Origin of the sequence: Microcoleus sp. A6-C6, from assembly GCF_036705955.1 — a bacterium.
GTDB lineage: Bacteria > Cyanobacteriota > Cyanobacteriia > Cyanobacteriales > Microcoleaceae > Microcoleus.
On sequence record NZ_JAUBVR010000013.1, the window covers coordinates 79010 to 99697 of the forward strand.

The window sequence follows — 20688 nt, forward strand, 5'->3', positions numbered from 1 at the left end:
TGCAGGCGGCGCGCCGCCTTCCTCGATCGGAATTGCACAAGCAAGCTGCACCGTCATTTTTTGAGAAAAGTACCATTTGAGAAAGAAAATGATAGACTAACGGACATAGCCTCGTGTGTCAACCGAGATTACGCGGATCTTTAAATTCGCGATAATTCTTTAAAAAATGATTGGGAAATCAGCAAAAGTGGGTAAACTACATCTAGCAGAACGCAATCTCAATCAGGAAAAGACACCTTTGAAGGTGAACGTTAATGCAAACGTTAATGTGAACGTTTCAACCCAGAAACTTGGTAGGGATTATTCTATGAGTACAGTTATGGTTGTTGATGATAGCGTCACTCTGCGGGAGATGATCGCTGACTTGCTCAAAGGTAGAGGACTCAACGTCACGGTAGCTAGTGATGGCGTAGAAGCTCTAGAGCAAATCAAAGCCAACCGCCCAGATTTAGTCGTTCTGGATATCGTGATGCCCCGGATGAACGGCTACGAAGTCTGTCGCCGGCTCAAAAGCGACCCCAAAACTCAGAATCTGCCGGTGGTAATGTGTTCGAGCAAAAGCGAAGAGTTCGATCGCTACTGGGGAATGAAACAAGGAGCTGATGCTTACATCGCCAAGCCATTTCACCCTCAGGAATTGGTCGGTACGATTAAGCAACTGCTGCGCGGTTGAAGTAGAGGAAGAGGGACAGAAAAAAATGTCTTGAGTGGTTCCAATTTCTGATCCCGCAGCCTCTCTAAACTACTCGATTGACAATAGTCCAAACATCCCCGTCCGATCGCACGTAGGGCACAGAAATACTCTTAAAACCAGTAATAAAAGGCTTGTAATAAACCTGCCAGTAACTGGGGCTAATTTGGTCAGCGATGGCTTTGAGTCCCTTCACTTCCGCAGCCAGTTCCCCCGCCAGTTCGTTAATCCGTTCCGCGTGTCCGCGAGCGAGAACTCTTCCCTCCTCAACCTGCTCCTCCATCGGGTTCCTTCTTTGCAAGTTTACCGATAGCTGCTGTTTCTGATGAAGTTGATCAGACAGAGCAGCGATCGCATCATCTATCCCCTTGACTTCTGCTGACACTTCTGCTGTTTCCCTCGCGTGACGGCGGTAAGCATCGGCGATCGCTTGAGGCGAATCACCGAGGGGGGCGGCAGCGCCAATGCTAAGCTGCTGGCGTTCCCGGCGCAATGCCTCAATCTGAGAAGAAATTGCTTTGATGTCTGTCTGAAGTTTGTCCACTTAATTACCGCGTGGTTTTTGGATATTTTAGCATATTAACACAAACCAATCAGTCGATCGGCCTTGAAATTGCATATTTTGGGCGATGCTCAGAGCATCGCCCCACAAGAAAAAGTTCAATTGCTTTAAAATATAAAAATTTGTATTTTTGAGTTGAGCGGTTCCCGTCTAGATCGAGTTTGGTGAATCAGCATTATACGTTTGATCCTTCGGAATGCAAGTCCTCAAAGTTTGATGAGGACTTGCATTCCGAACGATCAAACACAATTACCAATTATTAATTGAGTTATTTTAAATTGTCACCGCTTGCTGCCTCAAACTGACTACAGCCTCCACCAAAACATCGGGTGGTACGGGTTTAGCCAAATGGCGATCGAAACCAGCTTTCAAAGCCGATAAATTACTCCGGTCCGCAAATAACCGCGCTGTCCGGTTTCAGCATCTTTTAACGTGGAAAGTGTGGCTTCGAGTTCAGTTGAAACTTGGTGAGTGTGGCTCACTGAGCGTTCGTTTTCGACTAACTTGAGAGTATTGCGGTAGGAAGTTGCCGCATTGAAAATTAGCAGCCCCAAGGCCATGCCGATGCCTGCGGTGATTTGGCGAGTCAGCGATTTATTCTTGAAATACTCGGCACGCAAGTCCTGCTTTTTTTATTTTACTTGGATGTGGGCGATCGTTTTTTTGTCCGGGCACACACGGTGGCGAAAGTGTCTAAATTTAAGGCTCAAATCTGCGATGATTTATCTTGTTTCTAGTTTAGCTGGATCAGCAGAAGCCCCGCGCTCAATCCGCTTCGGATGAGCGTCGGGATGAATGGGACTGAAGCGACGATTGCCCGTTTGACAATCCCAACAATCGCAGATATCGGAAGGAGAACGGGCATGGGTCGACTCGCCGTATTCTTTGCATTTGTATTGTCTGATCCATTGTGTTATCATAGTTCCAGTAGCGTGATAAACAACATTGTGTTGAAAGCAGTCAAAGTCAGAATCTATCCCAGTCAGGAACAACAAAACCATCTGGCGCAAGCTTTTGGTTGTGTCCGTTGGGTTTGGAATCAGTCATTGGCTACGATGTCCCAGACTTACAAAGAGACTGGGAAAGGTATCTCTGCCTTCACGATGAAGAAACAGATTCCAGTCTGGAAGACTGAGTTTGAATGGCTCAAAGAGTGTTACTCTCAGTGCCTTACAGTCTTCGGTACTAAATCTGTCTCAGGCATTTATCAACTTCTTTGATGGTCGCGCCCTTTATCCAACCTTTAAGAAATGTCAGGGCAAACAATCGATTCAATTTCCTCAAAACGTTAAAGTTTTGGAACATGATCAGATTAAATTCCCTGGCAATCTTGGGGTAGTTAAGGCTAAAATTCATCGTGAATTGGTGGGTATTGTAAAAACTGTTACGGCGTCTAAGATGCCTGATTGTCGTTACTACGCATCATTGTTGATGGATGATGGCATTGCTCGACCTGAGACGATAGAAGATGGCAAAGCAATCGGCATCGACCTTGGATTACTTGACTTTGTTGTTACGTCTGAAGGCTCTAAATATCAGAACCCTCGGCATCTAAAAAAACACGAACGCAACTTAAAGCGCCAGCAGAAAAAACTATCTCGCAAAAAAAATAAGACTACGAATAAGCGACGTAAGGCTAAATTGGCTGTTGCAAAAGTCCACGCTAGAATCGCTAGAGTCAGAGAAGATTTCCGACATAAACTATCCCGTAAGATAGTCGATGAAAACCAAATCATTGTCGTAGAAAATCTGGCAGTAAAGAACATGGTGAAGAATCATTGCCTAGCTAAATCCATCAGCGATGCTGGATGGGGAATGTTTTGTACTATGCTCAAATACAAGGCAGAAGCATTCGGTAAAGTATACCTAGAAGTAGGTCGATTCTTTCCTTCGTCGCACCTTTGTTCTGAGACTTTACTGTCGCTGCCAAAAATGGATTTGTCTGTCCGTGAATTCGATTGTCCCCACTGTGGGAAACGGCACGACCGAGACGTTAATGCAGCCATCAATATTAAAAATGAAGGCTTACGGATATTGGCGTTGGGAACCAGCGTTACTGCCCTTGGAGGCAATGTAAGACCAAAACAGTATGGGCGTAAGTCTACTAATGTCGAGGCGGTTGCTCTTGAATTGGGAAGCCCGCTCTCTATCCGTAGGATGAGAGTCGGGTAGTTCACTCTCGCTCCCCTCGCATCCTCCTTAAGTTGGAGACGGCAAACAGGCCATCTCTCGCTGCCAGCCAAGCTTAATTCGCCATGTTCTGTAGCATCGCTTTTGTTGCTTTGAGTCTTTCAAATCGTGGCAGGAAAAAAGGAGTTTTTACCTATTGATTTTGGTTGATTTTTGCGGTATATTTTAGATAATGGAAGTGGTGAATTGAATTTAAAAATTGCCACTATTCCCATCATTTAATAATACCTTGTCAATCCACCCGCGTCAAGCTTTTTACCCGAAAAAAAAGGCAATTTATTTTTTTTATTAAAAATAAATTTTAGGACTCAGGGGAGAAATTGCTAGGGAAACGAACCGCAGATGAACGCAGATTAACGCGGATAATTTTCAGATGGGAGAGGGAATAAAAAGCAATTGGAGTTTATAGTCTGTTTGCAAGAGAGACGATCGCACTGCACGCCGAAAATGATGACCCCGAGTGCAGTGGCGAACCAGAAAATTACGCAATAACAGTGGATTTCATCGCCAAAATGCGATCGATCGCATCCTCAACCACCTTATCAGGAGTCGAAGCACCGGAAGTCACGCCCACAACAATATTACCATCAGGCAGCCAATTGTCAGCTACGACCAAATCTCCGCCTAAAGGCTTGTGTTCGATGCGATTTCCCGGTAAAATACGTTCCGCACAATCAATGTGATAAGAAGGAAGAGATTTGTGAATCGCAATCTCCTGCAAGTGCGTAGTATTAGAAGAATTAAAACCCCCAATCACCAGCATCAAATCCAACTTCTCCTTAACCAAACCCAACATAGCATCTTGCCGTTCCTGAGTCGCATCGCAGATAGTATTAAAACTCAGAAAATGTTCATTAAGATTCTCCGGGCCAAACTTCCGCATCATCGTCTTTTCAAATAATTTACCAATATTCTCAGTTTCAGTTTTGAGCATAGTAGTTTGGTTAGCGATCCCGACACTTACCAAATCCAGATCCGGGTCAAAACCAGCCGAATAAGCCTTACTAAACTTAGTAAGAAACTGATTTCTGTCGCCACCGTGCAAGATATAATTGCTGACATATTCAGCTTCCTGCAAATTCAGCACAATCAAATACTTATCGGCAAAAGAACTGGTAGCAACAGTTTCCTCATGCTTGTATTGACCGTGAATAATCGAAGTATAATCTTTCTTCTTGTGCTTTTCAACAGTATTCCAAACCTTAGAAACCCAAGGACAAGTAGTATCAACAATCTTGCAGCCCTTATCGTTCAGCAACTGCATTTCTTGGACACTAGCGCCAAAAGCAGGTAAAATTACCACATCGCCACTATCGACAACCGAAAAATCTTTCAGTCCCTTTTCAACAGCAATAAAACCCACTTCCATATCGCGCAAATGCTGATTTACAGAAGGATTGTGAATAATCTCATTAGTAATCCAAATCCGTTCCGAGGGGAAGTGCTGGCGAGTCTCGTAAGCAATAGCTACAGCGCGTTCCACCCCCCAGCAAAAGCCAAAAGCCTCAGCCAGCCGGATAGTGACTGCGCCGCGTTGCAGCCTGTAATTGTTGTCGCGAATTTGCTGGATCAGACTGCTTTGATAAGCCGTCTGCATCACCTCAGCTACCTCAGCTTGGTGTCCAAAACCCTTGCGGTGGTAGTTTTCGGACTGTTGGAGCGATCGTTTAAAAGCTTTAGTATCCATGCGGTATCGAGTTGAAATTTAGGTTAATTACCTTTGATTTTAGAAGGCCTGGGTGCGATCGGGATTATACGATTTTAGATTTTAGATTTTAGATTGGAATGAATTACTGCATAAGGGTTTGCGGCTTGTATGCAGTTACATTCTTTTTTGAAACTGGTATTATTGGATTTAGTAGCGAACAGGGAATATAGCAATCATTTTATCAGTTACGAACGTCGATCGCAGCAGGCTAACCCGTGCCGCCACAAGTGCTGCGATCGGGCAAATCCGGCAAAAATGGCTATATGCTGTGCCGGATTTTCGTTCCCGGAGTGCTGATGCGCCGCTGTGACGGGCGCGACTTTGATCAGTTCGTTAAAAAAACTTAAAAAAAGCGTAGAGACGCAGATAACTGCATCTCTACACGATCGAACTTACCCTTAAAAATCAGCTTCCCACCTTTTTAGGCGCAAAAGGAGAACCAGATTCAAAGGAACTGAAACCGCCGGCAAAATCCTCACCGTAAGCTTCTTCCCCGTGTTGGCCGATATCCAAACCTTGGTCTTCAGCAGATGAGGACACTCGCAGTTCCATAAATAGCGCCAAAATCTTCAGGATCACAAAAGTGCCGACAGCCGCAAACACGTAAGTAGCTAGAACGCCTACAAACTGGGTCACGATTTGCCCCGGATTCCCGGCAAACAGCCCGTCATTTCCGGCAGCGTTAACTACTTTAGTGGCAAACACGCCAGTCAGAATCGCGCCTACAGTACCGCCGACTCCGTGAATCGGGAAGGTATCCAAAGAGTCGTCAAACCCCAGCTTAGCCCGGAAGCTAACGGCAAAGAAGCAGCAAACTGAAGTGATCGATCCGATCAAAACCGCTCCTACTGGTAGCACGAATCCCGCCGCCGGTGTGATGCCTACAAGTCCCGCTAGGAAGCCGCTGGCAATTCCGACTGCTGTCGGTTTGCCTCTGAGCACCCATTCCAGGATTGTCCAAGTTAAGCCGCCGCCTGCTGTAGCAATCATCGTGGTGACAAAAGCCACTGTGGCTAAGGAACCAGAACCCAAGGCGCTACCTCCGTTGAAGCCAAACCAGCCGAACCACAGCAACCCAATTCCCAGCAAGACGTAGGGTACGTTGTGGGGGGTGTGGGGGTTGTTCAAGTGGTCTTTGCGGGGCCCGATCATCCAAGCTGCGACTACCGCAGATACGCCGGAACTGATGTGGACGACTGTGCCGCCGGCAAAGTCTAATGCTCCGATCGCCCCCAGCCAGCCTCTACCCCAAACCCAGTGGGCTAAAGGTGAGTAGACGAAGGTAGACCACAGCAGCACGAACCAGAAGTAGGTTTTGAATGTTACCCGTTCGACGATCGCCCCGGAAATCAATGCTGGAGTGATGATGGCGAACATCATCTGGTAAACCATGAAGACTTGGTGGGGTATTGTCGGTGCGTAGCCGATCGGATCTGGTTTGTCGGCGACGACGCCGTTCAAAAACATCCAGTCGAAGCCGCCGATGAAGGTTTCGAGTCCTTGGCCGAACCCTTTAGCATCCAGACTACCGGGGGTGACATCAAAAGCTAAGCTGTAGCCCCACAGCGTCCACGTGACGCCGATCAGTCCCATCATCACCAAGCTCATCATCATGGTGTTGAGGACGTTGCGCGATCGCACCAGTCCCCCGTAGAAAAACGCAAGCCCAGGTGTCATCAGCAGTACCAGTGCTGATGACACTAACATCCAGGCTGTATCGCCAGTGTCGATCGGATTCGCCACCACCGCTGCAATAGCCGCAGGGGGAGGAGCATCTTGAGCTAAGGCACTGTTCATCAGCGGCCAGCTTAATAGCCACAGTGCGAGGATGCCGATCGTAAAACTTTTTTTGATCACGTTACTTTCACCTTCTAAATAGTCAGCAATTTTTAGGGAAGACCGAGCCGATTTTAGATGCGAGGATTTTAGATGCAATAGTTATTTGGTTTTAAGTCCCTGTTTTAGCGGAACCAATCTTTAATAGATAATTCCCAAATCCTCAACTCCCGAACTTCCTATATCCGGACTCATCTAAATTTGTCAAGTATCAATCCAATAGTATGTGCCTTATGGATTGCACCATTTGTACAAATAGTTATTCTGTATCAGAATATACTAAATGCTAAGAATCATATTTGCTTAATCTATCCCGATGTACTTGACATAACCTGTGGAAGCAGAGTAATCGGTGTTGGGGAGAGTGTGATAGGGGGAGAGTTCGGGAGTGGGAGCATTTTTCTTCCGCTTGTAAAAACCTAACTAAATCTACCCATCGAGTAAATTAGTAGGGATAAGTCTACGGTGTAACTTTAAGTCAATCAGATTTAACGCTTACGCTTGGAAGATGCCCGACTTTTGCTATTACTAGCGACTCGCTCGACATCAGCCATAACCAAATCCGCCCAGTTAGAGATGTTATAGTAATCGTGACGACGATTAACTACAGCACATTGACCATTGAATTTATGCAGTTGGTTTAACCCGCTCCAGACGTGCTTTCTAGGGTTCACCCCTAGATGGACACAGAGCGAGGCAATCTTTCACTCAAATTCATACCACGACGCGCGATCGCAATTGCAGCGGCAACATCAGAAGATAATCCATACATTCGAGCATATTTAACCAAACCAATTAAGCTGGTATAGGCTGGATTGCGGGTAAATAAAGAGATGCCACGATTGGATAAAATTGACTCCAGTAATTGATAAAAACGACTATAAGCCCAACCAGATAACATTCGAGCATACTTTCGACCTCGCTCTCTGAGTTGAGTTTTCTTAGTCGAAAAATCCAGGGATTCACACACAACCCGACAAGCATAAGTAGTGGCTAATATTGCCAATTGAAGACAAGCATCAACAATTTGAGCATCCTGCTTGACCGTTGGTAAGCCTGTTTGCAATGGGATAGTCCCCTGTGCTTTTAGATTGCCACAGGTATCGATATATGCCCAGCCAATTGAACCAGGATTCATGTCAATACCGATGCAACCATATTGAATTTGGCGGCTAACTTTAGGTACTGGTGTAGCAGTAAATTGAACTGCAACAACCCACCGTCCATCCTTACGGTAAAAGTGCCAAGTTTTAGCACCAGTGTTTGGCAATCTATCAATATTTCGGTGGAAATTACCAATGATTGAACTAACTGTTTTGCCAAAAGAATCCTCTAGGCAGTAAGGAACTCTCATTGTCAACTTATCACCATCCCATTGACAAGATTGGTTGCCGTAGCTCTCATTTTTAGAGCCAACAATAACCACTTCGCCATGCTGTACTTTAACTCGAAGTGAAGCTAACTTGAGGTGCTTAATTCGGTTGACGAGAGTGTGAATATACCTTTGCTTGTGGTGCAATTTTGAACCATTCACACTGCCAGTTAGTAACGCGCGAGAAGATGCTAGAACTGAGTGGAAAATTACAACCAGTCTTTGAATCAATCCAGTCTTTCTTAGCATAGAATTTCTGTCGCAATTTAAGTTTTTTGGTTGCTTTACTTATCCATTTCTTAGCTGACTTGAGCTTGGCTTCTAACTGTTTGATATGGTTTTTTCGACATTTTTTTGCGCTCTCAACTTTACCTTGGGCTAAGGCGATAACTCCACCTGCTTGACGTTTGTTAATTCGGTATTTAATCTGAAGATAAGTGTTCCACTTGCTTTGGTCAAATTTGTCTGTCAAATTCAGTAAATGGTTGACAGTTTCACAAGTAGCTGAGTGCGATATCTGGCTAAATGATGTCAACAATATTTCGAGGTTTGTAAATCCAATTGGATTTAGTTCTTCAATTGGAGTGGGTAGTCCTTTACAGTAAGTTAAGATGCTCATATTTTCTTGGCTACCTCTTTTAATTCTTCAACAATTTTTCTGTTTTTAGGGCTGCGACTTCCGTAAAGTCTAGCGGAAAAGACAGTAATTATTTCCAATACATCTGATGCTAAGTCTTCTTCAAAACTAGCATCTTCTGTCCGATTGATGATCACAACTTCTGTTCCAAAATGTTCGCACAGACTAAATATCAACTCAGCCCCAAATCTGAGTAGCCTGTCTTTATGAGTTAAGACCAGTCTCTCTACCTTGGCATCTATAATGAGTTTGATTAGTCTTTTCAAACCTTTTTTGTTGTAATTCATCCCACTGCCGAGATCTTCAATTGTCTCGAACTGCCATCCATTCGTAGCACAGAACAATTCGATTACTTGCTTTTGGCGAACTAGATCTTCTTTTTGGTCGTGGCTGGAGACTCTCGCATAGCCAATCGTATAAGATAGTTCGGCTTTAACACCTATCAGTTTGGCAATATCGTACCTGCGATGACCGCTCTCAGTGCGTTCTGGTACGAGTTTTCCCTCCGCCTCCCAACGTCTCAAGGTTGAAACGCTTACTCCCTTTAGTTTTGCCGCTTCAGAAATGGATACCTTACTCATTTTCTGATTATAACATATAAAATGAGTAGATATGAAGAGATATAGCTAGCTATTTTGCATCAGCAGACTTACCCTCTTCGTTCTTCCTTCTTCCTTCTAACTAATTTTTCAACTACATTTGGCCGAACATCTGCAAGCCCGATCGCCAAACCAGATAACCTCGATCGTTCAGGTGCAGGCCGTCTGTGCTCAGTTCGATTGGTAAATTGCCGTCAGCATCCGCAAACAGCGGCTGCAAATCCAGATAGGAAACATTTTCAGAACTAGCAATTTCTTTCAGCCGCCGATTGATGGCGCGAATCCGACTGTTAGGAATCGCCAACAGTCGATCGCGATTTTCCCAAGTTGCTTGTTCCCCACTGTGCGGCAAAATCGATTGCACCACCACTTGTGCTTTCGGGTGAGCCCACCGCAAATCGCGGATAATCTGTCGCTGGTTGTTCAAAATCCCTTCGTCGCTGGCCCCCCGCAACAAATCGTTAATCCCGATCATCACAAACACTGTATCGGGCAGAGTTCGATCGAACAACTGCAACCGCTTCAGCAAACCCACGGAAGTCTCTCCCGAAATCCCTTGATTTAGCCAAATGCGATCGGGCGGTAACAGCTTCGTCGGAAACCACATACTCAGAGAATCCCCAGCCAAAACACTAAGTTTTGGGGGGCGATTGGCCGCCGCAGCCTCAGCTTCCCGCCCCAACTGCGTCACCCACTGCTGGTAAGACCATTTGTGTCGCGGCCCGGCAACAGGCAAGTCTGACACTGCCTTTGCAGAGTTTGTCGTTGTCGTCGGCTGTCGAATTAGTTCCTCAGTGCCTTCTGCCGTTACCGCAGCACTCGCAGGAGAGCTTTCTGTCAAGTTTTGTCCCCGCAGCAGTTGAGCGACTGCGAGTATCAGTATCCCGTTCGTTAGCAGAGATAGCAAAGCCCAAACCGGAACTGTTTTCGATCGGCTAACTTCCATCCCCAAGAGGGATTTATGAGTTCTACTTCTGCTAACTCCTCCAAACTTCTCCATAAACTCAAGCGATTTGCAGACACCACACCGAATAATTAGCACTGATTGCTGCATCAAATTTTACCGTTCAATTTTCGCCTCACTCAATTCTGGTAAGAATCAAGCACTGTGCTGTGTTGGGCGTGACGGCGATGCAGAACTTTGCTTTTTGGCACTACTTTACCATAAAAAATCTGACTGCCAAACTTTCTGGCGCAGACATCAGGCGATTTGAGATTTGAGATTTGACATTTTAAATTGGGGAATGATGTACTCCATGAGGATTTAAAGCTTCTATCAAGTTACATTTTTTTCTTTCCTAACCTAGTAGCCTAGAATCAGCAACCCGATTTGTTAACGTAATTGCGCGATTTGAGCAAGCAACTGAGAACGATCAACCGGGTTTAAAAGGCTCAAGAGTGCGATCGGCACTGCATCTGTGGGCGGGGGATTTCAGATTGTGGTTTTTCAGAATCTAGCCCTAGATGTACAAATGGCTCATCTAGGGCTAGAAAGCTGAAGAAAGTCGATCGTCCCACGCTTTACAGTTTTGCTCTAAAGTTTGGTAGTCCTGTCCCCAGCACCCTCAGAATAACCGCCGTAGCTGCCCTCTGTTCTGTTGCCCGAGTTAGTTTCCTTCACGAACCCGCTGTAAGCTTCCATCCCGTGTTCGCCGATATCCAAACCTTCAGCTTCCTCAACAGCAGAAACGCGGATACCCAACAAAGCTTTGAGTGCAGCCCAAAAAATCGTACTCAGCAGCACGGTCATCCCGCCTACAGAGATAATACCGATCAACTGTGGTAATAATTGATCGAAGCCTCCCCCTACTAGCAATCCCGCTTTCGGCCCAGCGGTATAAATTCCAGTTGTAGGGCCGTCAGCAAACAAACCAACTGCCAGAGTTCCCCAAATACCGCAGACTAAGTGAACTGAAGTTGCCCCTACAGGATCGTCAACTTTCAAGTTGTCGAAGAAAGTTACGGAGAAAACTACCAGGATGCCGGCGATCGCGCCGATCATGGCAGAGTTGGGGACGTTGACCCAAGCGCAGCTCGCTGTCACTCCGACTAGGCCGGCGAGGATGCCGTTGATAATCATCGAAAGGTCTGGTTTGCCGAGGTACAGCCAAGCTGTAATCGTGGCAGCAACGCCTCCGAAGGCGCCGGCGGTGTTGGTGGTAATTGCAATGTGGGCGATCGCATTTGGATCGACAGCCATTGTCGAACCGGGATTAAACCCGAACCAACCCAACCACAGAATCAAACAGCCCAGAGTGGCAATGCTCATATTGTGTCCCGGCATCGCCACAGTATCGCCGTTGCGATACCTGCCCATCCGCGGCCCAAGAAATGCCGCTCCCATCAAAGCAGCCCAACCGCCTACCGAGTGAACCACTGTCGAACCGGCAAAATCCCAGAATCCGGCTGTTGCCAGCCAGCCGCCACCCCAAATCCAGTGTCCGGTAATCGGGTAAGCAATGCCTACTAACAACAAGCAGAAAATTAAAAATTCAAGGAATTTAATTCGCTCTGCCACGGCCCCAGAAACGATCGTGGCAGCAGTTCCCGCAAAAACTAATTGGAAAAAGAATTTAGCGTTGAGGGGGACTCCCGTCCAATTTAAGGCAGTGAAAATGCCTTGATAGGCATCTCCTGTAGCGGGGCTGTTGTCAGCTACATTCCACAGGAAAAATCCGCCGCTGCTGCCGATAAAACCGTTGCCGTTGCTGAACATTAACGCAAAGCCGATCGCCCAAAATGCGATCGTAGAAAGTGCAAAAACAATCAAGTTTTTGGAGAGCACGTTAACGGCATTTTTTTGGCGGCAAAAACCAGTTTCCAACATCCCGAAACCGGCGTTCATAAAGAACACTAGCATCCCAGCTATCATCACCCACATGGTATCCATGCCCACCTTGAGGCTGGCCAATTGTTCCTCTGTGGTTGGCGTGGGAGGGGTTTGGGCTACCGCTGCATATCCCCACATCAAGACGATGATGGCAGCTAAAGGAATACAGGCTTGCCAACTCGGTCTCAGGCGGGCGATCGCCTTTTGTAATTTCTGGAACCTGTTAACTTTTGTAAAAGATTTCGCGGCTGGTAAATCCAAAGACTCCCGCCTGAATTGTTTCGATTTTTTTTTCCCGACAGTCATTTTGATCATTTTCGCCCTTTTTACAAATGTTGCGATCGGTAAGAACCCGAAAACTTTCCAATTCTACTACAGAAGTTTATAGATTTTTGTTCAGATTGAGATACTCCTGATAACCTACATTTTCTAGCTGATTTTGTTTATTCATTACAGATTCGGACAAGTTTTTGCGGTACGCGAGGACTCGATCTAGCAATTCTGGCTGAGAAACTGCTAATATTTGAACTGCCAGCAAGCCGGCATTTTTAGCATTGCCGATCGCTACTGTTGCCACCGGTATCCCGGCTGGCATTTGGACGATCGAGTACAGGGAATCTATCCCTTGCAGGTGGCGGCTCGCTATCGGCACGCCAATTACCGGCAAAGGCGTTAAAGATGCCACCATACCCGGAAGGTGCGCTGCTCCTCCAGCACCTGCAATAATTACTTTCAATCCCCGTTGGTGGGCGGTTTGGGCATATTCCACCATGCGCGAGGGGGTGCGGTGGGCGGAGACAATTGCTACGGAGCAAGGTACATTGAATTCTTCGCAAATTGCGATCGCATCTTTCATGGTAGGCAAATCCGAATCGCTACCCATGATAATTCCAACTGTCGGTTCATTCATGCAATTTTAAGATATGAGATTTCAGATTAATGGTAATTTTAAATTATGGCGTTAACTAAAATTTAGATATTTTGTAGCCAAACGGATGCTCGAAAGCAATTTGGTCACAAGCCAAGAGTGCAGAAAGCAAAAATCTCCACATCCTGATCACGAGCCCGCAGATTTATCTCGGCGAGCAAATCTAAAATCTAAAATCTAAAATCGGATGACTGAAGCCACAACCCCAACTGCCGCCCCCATAGATATTCTCAATGCTCGCGTCCCCGGTTGCAAGGATTTGCAAATGCTTGCTATTGACAAAACGGGCATCATTCAAGAAATTTGCTCGATGGACAAAATATTTAAACGGATTTGTCCTCCCGATTTGCAAGTGCTTGATGCAGCCGGAGATTGGGTTTCTCTGGGCGGTGTTGACTTGCAGATTAACGGGGCGCTCGGTTTAGCTTTCCCAGATTTAGAAAGCAAACATCTTGAAATTTTACCGAAAATTTGTCAATTTTTATGGAATCAGGGAGTCGATGCTTTTTTGCCGACTTTGCTGACAACTTCGCTCGATAAGTTTAGGCGATCGCTCTCGACGATAGCTGATTATATCCGCATTGCCAAAACTACGGCTCCCGCAACCAATCAATCCAAAACAGCCGAAATTATCGGCGTTCACCTCGAAGGGCCTTTTCTCAATCCCCAGAAGCGAGGAGCTCACCCAGTTGAGTTTTTACTACCGCTAACTATAGAAAATGTCAAGCAAGTTTTAGGAGATTGTGCCGATATTGTCAAAATAATTACTTTAGCACCGGAGTTAGACAGCACTGGCGAAGTCATTCCCTATTTGCAAAGTTTGGGAATTGCCGTTAGTCTCGGACACTCCCAAGCGACAGCAGAGCAAGCAGAGCAAGCATTTGCGCAAGGAGCTTCAATGGTAACTCACGCTTTTAATGCGATGCCGAGTTTACACCACCGAGAACCGGGTTTGTTGGGAGCGGCGATCGTTTATCCGGGTGTAAAATGCGGTTTAATTGCTGACGGAAAGCACGTTTCTCCGACAATGATTGATTTTTTGCTGCGCGCTGCTAGGTACGAAACAGGCATTTTTTTAGTGAGCGATGCTTTGGCTCCTTTGGGTTTGCCTGACGGTGTTTATCCTTGGGATTCCAGACAAATTGAAGTCAGAAAAGGTACGGCTTGGGTAACATTAGATTATCACACCCCACTGGAATCTGCTACTTTGGCAGGTACAACTCTGCCGCTGTTGGCGGGAGTGCAGAATTTGGTGAAGTGGGGGATTTGCGATGTTGAAAGTGCGATCGCCCTAGCAACTGAATCTCCCAGAAAGGCGATCCTCTTCGTTGGCGTAGCCCCCGTAGGGGCGGGCTTCGCTAACGGACTTTCGGGAATTATCGGCAAACCAGCAACTCAATTGTTGCGCTGGAATTTAAATGCGGCGACAAAAGAATTGACTTGGCACAGACTATTTTAGATTTTAGATTTTAGATTTTAGAACAACCGATTTTAGATTTTAGATTTTTATCTCCCATCTAAAACCTCCAATCTAAAATCGGTTGTTCTAACTTGCGCGTTTTCCGAGCCAGATTGCTACATAATAGCAATCGCGCCAGAGATTTAGGGTGTTCTGAATCGCTGAAACCCTTGCGTTCGATTCCTTCTTCCCTCTTCCTTCTTCCCTCTTCCCTCTTCCTTCTTCCTTCTTCTGCTATAATATCTAACCGTTGGCAATAACTCAGCAGTAGGCAGATCGATGAATTTGGTAGACGACAAGACTATAGTTAGACAGTATTTTAACTCGACGGGATTCGATCGCTGGCAGCGAATTTACGGCGATGGCAAAGTCAACAAAGTGCAGCTAGACATCCGCACCGGGCATCAGAAAACGGTGGATACAGTCATCGAATGGCTGGAAGCTGACGGCAATCTGCGCGGGCTTGGTATCTGCGATGCCGGCTGCGGTGTGGGATCTCTGACCATTCCTTTGGCTGACGCTGGGGCAATTGTTTGTGCTAGCGACATCTCTGAAAAGATGGTAGCAGAAGCCTACGATCGATCGACAGCAGTTCCCGGCAAGCTCTACAACATATCTTTCGCCACCCAAGATTTAGAAGCCTTAACGGGCAAATTCCATACGGTTATTTGTTTGGACGTGCTGATCCACTATCCTCAAAGTAAGGCTGCGGAAATGATCGCTCACCTAAGCTCGATCGCCCAATCGCGACTAATTCTCAGTTTTGCCCCCAAAACTATAGCACTTACCGCCCTCAAAAAATTTGGCGAACTTTTCCCAGGGCCAAGCAAAACTACTCGCGCTTACCAGCACCGCGAAGCAGATATTATCAAAATCTTAGAAAGCAACGGATTTGTGATTAACAGAACAGCCATGAATAGCACTAGCTTTTACTATTCTCGCTTGCTGGAAGCTGTGCGCAAATAGGGTAAAAATATCGGTAAAAAAGCGACTTTTTCATAAACGCAGGGTGCGCACCGCGCACCTTACCGAACACCTTCGATATCAACAATTAGCTTATTTTTTCCTCTGCCTTCTTCCTTATTCTTTCTACCTTCAACCTCACAATTACTAATAAGGGTAAGGTGCGCAGTACACACCCTACAGAAAGGTTCTTTATTTCTTTATTTCTTTATTTCTTTATTTCTTTCTTCTTCCTTCTTCCTTCTTCCTTCTTCCTTCTTCCTTCTTCCTTCTTCCTTCTTTATGTCAACGCTAATCCTAACGCGCATTTTTATAGCCACCGCCGCCCTATTCGGAGGTTTATCCGTTGGAGGCGGTGCTTTTGCTTCCCACGCTTTAAAAAATCAATTGAGCGATCGAGCTTTAGGCATTTTTGAGACCGCAGCCCGCTATCAAATGTATCACGCCCTAGCTCTATTACTCGTCGCTTTACTATTAAGCCGCGCCCCAGAGTCTCAAACCTTTTTTGCAGTGGCTGGATGGGCTTTTATTGCCGGCACGATCGTCTTTTCAGGCAGTTTGTACGCCCTGAGTTTGACAGACATCAAATGGCTGGGTGCAATTACGCCCCTGGGCGGAGTTGCTTTGATTGTCGGTTGGGGATGTTTGGCACTTGCAGCTTTTAGCTTCAAATAGGTAATTGGTAAAATTATATTCAATTAAATTGAATATAAACACAATTTACGCTGGCATTGGTCAATGTTAGGGTGCGCCATAAGCACCTTACCAGACACTTGCAATGCCCTATGCCCTATGCCCTATGCCCAATTCCCTAATTTTCAAAGACATCGCTGGAAAACATCTCTGTCACAGTCCGCAAATAAGGTAAAAATACTATTAAATCTTCAGCAGGAAGCCGATCGGATATTTCCCTAAACAAAATCAGCAGCATATCCTGCACTAATTCCCAACTTACATGAAGTTTCGGGTACAGCATCACGCAAATTGGAAACAATTCTTGCTGTACCGCGCGAATGCTACCTTCCAAAACGCACCAGCACAAGTAGCTTTGAAAAATCTCGACATCCCGGATGCCAGAATTTTTGATCTCCCGATCGCTCAAATAACCGCTGTTGCTGCGGTATCCTGGATGCTGGGCACTAGCTCTATCGTAGACTGCACTAGCAATCTGAGTCGTCTGCTGCAACAAATGTTGCACAGCTAGAAGAGCTTTTGAATTGGGGGGCTGATTCGCCGCAGCCTCGTTAATCTCTCCGTAGGGAATGTGCAGGTAGTCATCTACAACTTTTAAGTATGGTGCAAATTGCGATCGATCTGACTGCGAAAGACATCCTAACAAGATTTTGCTAGTGTATTGAAACTCCAGCGTTACAAATCCCAGCACTAACGGATCTGTCTCTGAGTATTTTCGCCTCACTTGAACAATATCTTTTCCCACCAGCACTGACAAGCGAAAAACAGGTTCTCTATCGCCGTAAGCGTCTATTGCTTTCCGATATAAGGCGCGAGTGTCGGCGACAATTTCTTCACGATTAATTAAGCTCGGATCGATCGCCTGCTGCTCTATTTGTCCCTCTAAAACCGCTTCGACTCTACTCCAAGCTATCTCGCTGGCTACTTTCAGAGTATCTGTCAATTTGTCAACTATTTTGGCTCGATTTCCCTCAAAATTTCTTGACTCTGGGCTTTCGGAAAATTGCTGCTGCGCTTGCTTTTTTCTTGCCGCCACTATACTGTAATATTTTTTTGCCCAGCTAACTGCTAAGGAAGAAACGCTGACGCCTTTAGCCTCTGGGAGTTTGTGAGTGTCCAAGCCCATAATACTGTGTGACGCAAAACTGTCGCCCTGTTGAATTTCGTCTGCCACAGGTAAAGACTTTGAAGAGAGTTGTGAAATACTAGCCATGAGAAACCTCGTTTTTTTTGTGAAGTAGCACCCGATCGATTCCTCTAACTTTTAACGTTATTAACTACAATCTTCTGCATTTGTACGCTGACAGTTATCCGCTATTGTGCTTAAAGTTATAGGCAATTTGGCTTTACAGCCTGCATCTTTTATAAGATACACGTTAATAACGCTATTTACTGTGCGCTAGAACACCCTAACCCTGCGATCACGATCCTGAGATTTTTTTCTTGACTTGTAAAAACGGCTGAAAATAAATTTAATTTGTTTTAAAACCTCAGAATTAAAGTCAAGTCTGCTTTAAAAAAACTGCTACTTGAGATATTTTATTTTTGTTTTGGAGTGCTTTTGTCGTTAGCGAAGCCCGCCCCTACGGGGGCTACGCCAACGAAGAGGATCGCCCTACGTTCTCAAATAATCTAGGCTATATCACGATCGAGCGGTGACTTTGATTGATTTATTTTCTTATGTGAATCAAAAAAATATTTTCGTTTTTGCGGTAATTACGGAACCTTAACACATTCAACGAGGGGCTTTTATGAATAAATAATTAAATTTGAGAGGAGAATCAGATTTAAGTGCGTTTCGTTAATGCCATTGCTAGCGGTTTTTTCTATCAGCTTTTTAGCTTCCCGGTGAAGCGAAGCTATCCCTCTTCGTGAATCGCCCGCTATCGATCGAACGTCCATTCGATCGCCCAAGCACCATTCAAAACCGGAATCTCGATGACTCACCCGATCGTTCCCACACTCTACAAACCCTGGCTGGTTCCAGTCCTCGGCCGGAAGAGGTACCTTCCCCCCACAACGATAGAAGTGGGTTTCAATGCCTCACGGGCGATCGATCCTTACAAACAGGACAGCCAGTGCGTCTTTAAGGCTATACCTTCGGGTAGGATTAGTAGGACGAGAGGAAGTGGATAAAATGAGCGCCAGCAATTCAACAGAAATCAAGTTCGGAACCGATGGGTGGCGGGGACTGATTGCCCATGACTTTACTTTTGCCAACGTGCGAAAAGTCACCAGGGCGATCGCCAGCTACCTCGAAACCGCTTACACCAAAGACCGTCCAGTGCTAGTATCCTACGATACCCGCTTTCTGGCAGACGAGTTCGCCCGCACCTCTGCCGAAGTCTTGGCAGATTTGGGATGGACTGTGATGGTAGTCGATCGAGATTGTCCGACACCAGTCATCGCCTACAGCGCCAAGCATCTAAACTCCGCAGGCGCTTTGATGTTCACCGCATCGCACAATCCCGCACCTTACTGCGGCATCAAATACATCCCCGACTATGCGGGCCCGGCTACCCCGGAAATTACTGATACGATTGTGGCAAATATTGCTGGTGCTTCAGATGCCCCAGCCAAAGGTAGCCACAACGATAAAATCTCCACTTTTGACCCGAAACCCGAATATTTGAAGTTTCTCTATACTTTGATCGATGTGGAACGGATTCGCTCTGCTAAGTTGAAGGTGAAGTACGACGCTCTTTATTCGACTTCTCGTGGCTATCTCGACGGGGTTTTGGAACACTGCGGCTGCGATGTAGAAAGTTTTCACACCTACCGCGATGTGCTGTTTGGGGGCGGAATGCCTGAACCCAAGGGCGAACAGTTAGTAGAGTTGGTGGAAGCTGTTAAGAAGGATTCGGCTGATTTGGGCTTGGCTACCGATGGCGATGCCGATCGCTTTGGTATTGTGGACGAGTTGGGAAATGTCTTGACTCCAAACACCGTGCTGTTGCTGTTGGCTCGCCACTTGGTTAAGAATAAAGGCTTGACTGGGGCGATCGTCCGTACCGTCGCAACTACCCATTTGCTCGACAATATGGCCGCTAAATACGGTTTAACAATCTACGAAACCGCAGTCGGCTTCAAATACATCGGCGAAAAAATGCGGGAAACAGCGGTGCTCATCGGTGGCGAAGAGTCTGGCGGTTTGAGCGTTTTGGGTCACATCCCCGAAAAAGACGGGATTTTGGCTGATATGCTAGTTGCTGAGGCGATCGCCTACGAAGGCAAACCCCTTTCTCAGCTAGTAGAAGAAGCCATCAAAGAAGCCGACGGCCCCCTGTACAACAAACGCTTGGACTTGCACCTAGAGGAAGCCCACAAAGCAGCAGTTTTGGATTCTTTCACCAAGAATCCCCCGACAGAAATAGCGGGTATCGGTGTTAAGGAAATTGGCCGCAAAGACGGGATTAAACTTTATCTTGAAGACGGCGGTTGGGTATTGCTGCGGCCTTCGGGAACTGAACCTTTGATGCGCGTTTACATGGAAACCAACTCTGTGGAAAAAGAAACCAAAGTTGCCGAGTACATGGAAAAGGTAATTGCCAAATTAGAACCTGCTTAACTTTCCACTGATTTAGGACTTGCGAACGGGTTACTAGAAACCGGGTTTTTTCACGAAAATACTTGCTGAAAATCATCAACTATCTCTGAAATAACCCGGTTTATTGGTTTCGATTAGGGCGCGCACTGAGCACCTTATCTATTTTTTAGAGTTTGTTGAATGGGGAGATTTGAGGGGTTGAGGTCGATCGCACTTTTGGTAAATTGACGGGATGGGCGATTCCTGCGAGATAGCTGTGCTCGCGCGTACATTAAAACATTTTGCCGCCAATATTTTTCGTATACATAAGCGTCTCGCAGTTATTGCAAAGCCGTTTCTGACTTCTTCGCCATGTCGGATGGCTGCTTTGCGGGTTTTGCCATGAGTACAAGGCATGATAACGCGATCGGCAAATTCTGGAATCGTCACTAGAAAAAGTTGATCTTAGTCAGAACATTGGACGATCGTATTGTATCGATTCATGAATCTTCCTCGTTTAACTCGTCGAGTTCCGCTAACAATATTGCCAACTGCGGTGAGATCGTGGGTGAGGAATCAACCTCCTCTACAAACGTCCTTCCGATGTTTGCATTGCAGTAAGGATTCAGGTAAAAAATAGTTGATTGAGAGCCGAAAAATATGGTAATGTAGTCAGATGAGCGAAAAGCCAGAG

The 20688-nt window shown here is 46.0% G+C and carries 22 protein-coding genes and 1 pseudogene; 8 read left to right on the forward strand and 15 right to left on the reverse strand.

What is annotated here, in order from left to right; genetic code table 11:
• Nucleotides 1–307: 307 nt before the first annotated feature.
• Nucleotides 308–673 carry a response regulator transcription factor gene (locus QUB52_RS08190; protein WP_039886668.1) on the forward strand — a complete coding sequence of 122 codons (366 nt, stop codon included), beginning with the start codon at nucleotides 308–310 and terminating at the stop codon, nucleotides 671–673.
• 64 nt (nucleotides 674–737) lie between these two features.
• Here QUB52_RS08190 and QUB52_RS08195 read toward each other — a convergent pair whose 3' ends face one another.
• Nucleotides 738–1235, reverse strand: a complete 498-nt coding sequence (locus QUB52_RS08195) for a hypothetical protein (RefSeq protein ID WP_332968737.1) — start codon at nucleotides 1233–1235, stop codon at nucleotides 738–740.
• Between the two features lie 386 nt (nucleotides 1236–1621).
• Nucleotides 1622–1873 carry a CHASE3 domain-containing protein gene (locus QUB52_RS08200; protein WP_332972885.1) on the reverse strand — a complete coding sequence of 84 codons (252 nt, stop codon included), beginning with the start codon at nucleotides 1871–1873 and terminating at the stop codon, nucleotides 1622–1624.
• 243 nt (nucleotides 1874–2116) lie between these two features.
• Between QUB52_RS08200 and QUB52_RS08205 the strand changes: the two genes are divergently transcribed.
• Both QUB52_RS08205 and QUB52_RS08210 read left to right on the forward strand, forming a co-directional pair.
• Nucleotides 2117–2473, forward strand: a complete 357-nt coding sequence (locus QUB52_RS08205) for a helix-turn-helix domain-containing protein (protein ID WP_332976152.1) — start codon at nucleotides 2117–2119, stop codon at nucleotides 2471–2473.
• Nucleotides 2391–3425, forward strand: coding sequence for an RNA-guided endonuclease InsQ/TnpB family protein (locus tag QUB52_RS08210; RefSeq protein ID WP_332972883.1), 1035 nt, complete (start codon nucleotides 2391–2393; stop codon nucleotides 3423–3425). The genes QUB52_RS08205 and QUB52_RS08210 overlap by 83 nt, the downstream gene beginning before the upstream one ends.
• Nucleotides 3426–3924: 499 nt before the next feature.
• On the opposite strand, the gene QUB52_RS08215 is transcribed toward QUB52_RS08210, so the two are convergent.
• Entirely contained in the window at nucleotides 3925–5130 is a 1206-nt protein-coding gene (locus QUB52_RS08215) for a 4-hydroxy-3-methylbut-2-enyl diphosphate reductase (RefSeq protein WP_332968739.1), read from the reverse strand.
• A gap of 236 nt (nucleotides 5131–5366) precedes the next feature.
• On the opposite strand from QUB52_RS08215, the gene QUB52_RS08220 reads away from it, so the two are divergent.
• Nucleotides 5367–5498, forward strand: a complete 132-nt coding sequence (locus QUB52_RS08220) for a hypothetical protein (RefSeq protein WP_265234015.1) — start codon at nucleotides 5367–5369, stop codon at nucleotides 5496–5498.
• A 58-nt stretch (nucleotides 5499–5556) separates the two neighbouring features.
• Here QUB52_RS08220 and QUB52_RS08225 read toward each other — a convergent pair whose 3' ends face one another.
• From QUB52_RS08225 to purE, 7 genes are all read right to left on the reverse strand, one after another.
• Nucleotides 5557–7008 (reverse strand): ammonium transporter, encoded by a 1452-nt coding sequence (locus QUB52_RS08225; RefSeq protein WP_321161538.1) that lies wholly within the window; start codon nucleotides 7006–7008, stop codon nucleotides 5557–5559.
• Nucleotides 7009–7663: 655 nt separating this feature from the next.
• Nucleotides 7664–8521, reverse strand: a complete 858-nt coding sequence (locus QUB52_RS08230) for a hypothetical protein (protein WP_332972882.1) — start codon at nucleotides 8519–8521, stop codon at nucleotides 7664–7666.
• Nucleotides 8460–8978, reverse strand: a complete 519-nt coding sequence (locus QUB52_RS08235) for a hypothetical protein (RefSeq protein WP_332972881.1) — start codon at nucleotides 8976–8978, stop codon at nucleotides 8460–8462. Before QUB52_RS08235 ends, QUB52_RS08230 begins: the two co-directional genes overlap by 62 nt.
• On the reverse strand, nucleotides 8975–9577 hold the full coding sequence (locus QUB52_RS08240) for an IS607 family transposase (RefSeq protein WP_265234018.1): 603 nt from the start codon (nucleotides 9575–9577) through the stop codon (nucleotides 8975–8977). Before QUB52_RS08240 ends, QUB52_RS08235 begins: the two co-directional genes overlap by 4 nt.
• A gap of 112 nt (nucleotides 9578–9689) precedes the next feature.
• Nucleotides 9690–10541, reverse strand: a complete 852-nt coding sequence (locus QUB52_RS08245; RefSeq protein WP_265234030.1) for an SGNH/GDSL hydrolase family protein — start codon at nucleotides 10539–10541, stop codon at nucleotides 9690–9692.
• Nucleotides 10542–11129: 588 nt separating this feature from the next.
• Entirely contained in the window at nucleotides 11130–12731 is a 1602-nt protein-coding gene (locus QUB52_RS08250) for an ammonium transporter (protein ID WP_336798485.1), read from the reverse strand.
• Nucleotides 12732–12807: 76 nt separating this feature from the next.
• Entirely contained in the window at nucleotides 12808–13335 is a 528-nt protein-coding gene (purE, locus tag QUB52_RS08255; protein WP_265234020.1) for a 5-(carboxyamino)imidazole ribonucleotide mutase, read from the reverse strand.
• Nucleotides 13336–13540: 205 nt separating this feature from the next.
• Here purE and nagA point away from each other — a divergent pair, with 205 nt between their 5' ends.
• The gene (gene nagA / locus QUB52_RS08260; RefSeq protein ID WP_332972880.1) at nucleotides 13541–14812 is read left to right on the forward strand and encodes an N-acetylglucosamine-6-phosphate deacetylase; all 1272 of its coding nucleotides are present in this window, start codon (nucleotides 13541–13543) and stop codon (nucleotides 14810–14812) included.
• Between the two features lie 143 nt (nucleotides 14813–14955).
• Here the strand turns inward: nagA and QUB52_RS08265 are convergent, their stop codons facing one another.
• Entirely contained in the window at nucleotides 14956–15111 is a 156-nt protein-coding gene (locus QUB52_RS08265) for a hypothetical protein (protein ID WP_332972934.1), read from the reverse strand.
• Here QUB52_RS08265 and bchM point away from each other — a divergent pair.
• Complete coding sequence (gene bchM / locus QUB52_RS08270) at nucleotides 15092–15778, forward strand: magnesium protoporphyrin IX methyltransferase (protein WP_332972879.1); 687 nt, start codon at nucleotides 15092–15094, stop codon at nucleotides 15776–15778. The two genes, QUB52_RS08265 and bchM, sit on opposite strands and share 20 nt — an antisense overlap.
• A gap of 279 nt (nucleotides 15779–16057) precedes the next feature.
• Nucleotides 16058–16450: a DUF423 domain-containing protein gene (locus QUB52_RS08275; RefSeq protein ID WP_265239044.1), complete on the forward strand. Its 393-nt coding sequence runs from the start codon at nucleotides 16058–16060 to the stop codon at nucleotides 16448–16450.
• Nucleotides 16451–16586: 136 nt separating this feature from the next.
• Here QUB52_RS08275 and QUB52_RS08280 read toward each other — a convergent pair whose 3' ends face one another.
• A complete protein-coding gene (locus QUB52_RS08280) occupies nucleotides 16587–17681 on the reverse strand; it encodes a hypothetical protein (protein WP_265239045.1) in 1095 nt (364 codons plus the stop codon).
• A 536-nt stretch (nucleotides 17682–18217) separates the two neighbouring features.
• Nucleotides 18218–18415 (reverse strand): hypothetical protein, encoded by a 198-nt coding sequence (locus tag QUB52_RS08285; protein ID WP_265239046.1) that lies wholly within the window; start codon nucleotides 18413–18415, stop codon nucleotides 18218–18220.
• 190 nt (nucleotides 18416–18605) lie between these two features.
• On the opposite strand from QUB52_RS08285, the gene QUB52_RS08290 reads away from it, so the two are divergent.
• Nucleotides 18606–20036, forward strand: a complete 1431-nt coding sequence (locus QUB52_RS08290; RefSeq protein ID WP_265239047.1) for a phosphoglucomutase/phosphomannomutase family protein — start codon at nucleotides 18606–18608, stop codon at nucleotides 20034–20036.
• Nucleotides 20037–20354: 318 nt separating this feature from the next.
• On the opposite strand, the pseudogene QUB52_RS08295 reads toward QUB52_RS08290, so the two are convergent.
• Together QUB52_RS08295 and QUB52_RS08300 are read right to left on the reverse strand one after the other, a co-directional pair.
• Nucleotides 20355–20498 (reverse strand): annotated as a pseudogene (locus QUB52_RS08295) (type II toxin-antitoxin system HicB family antitoxin); the annotation flags it as partial.
• A partial coding sequence (locus QUB52_RS08300) for a hypothetical protein (RefSeq protein WP_332972878.1) occupies nucleotides 20495–20688 on the reverse strand: 194 nt, incomplete at its 5' end. The pseudogene QUB52_RS08295 and the gene QUB52_RS08300, both read right to left, overlap by 4 nt.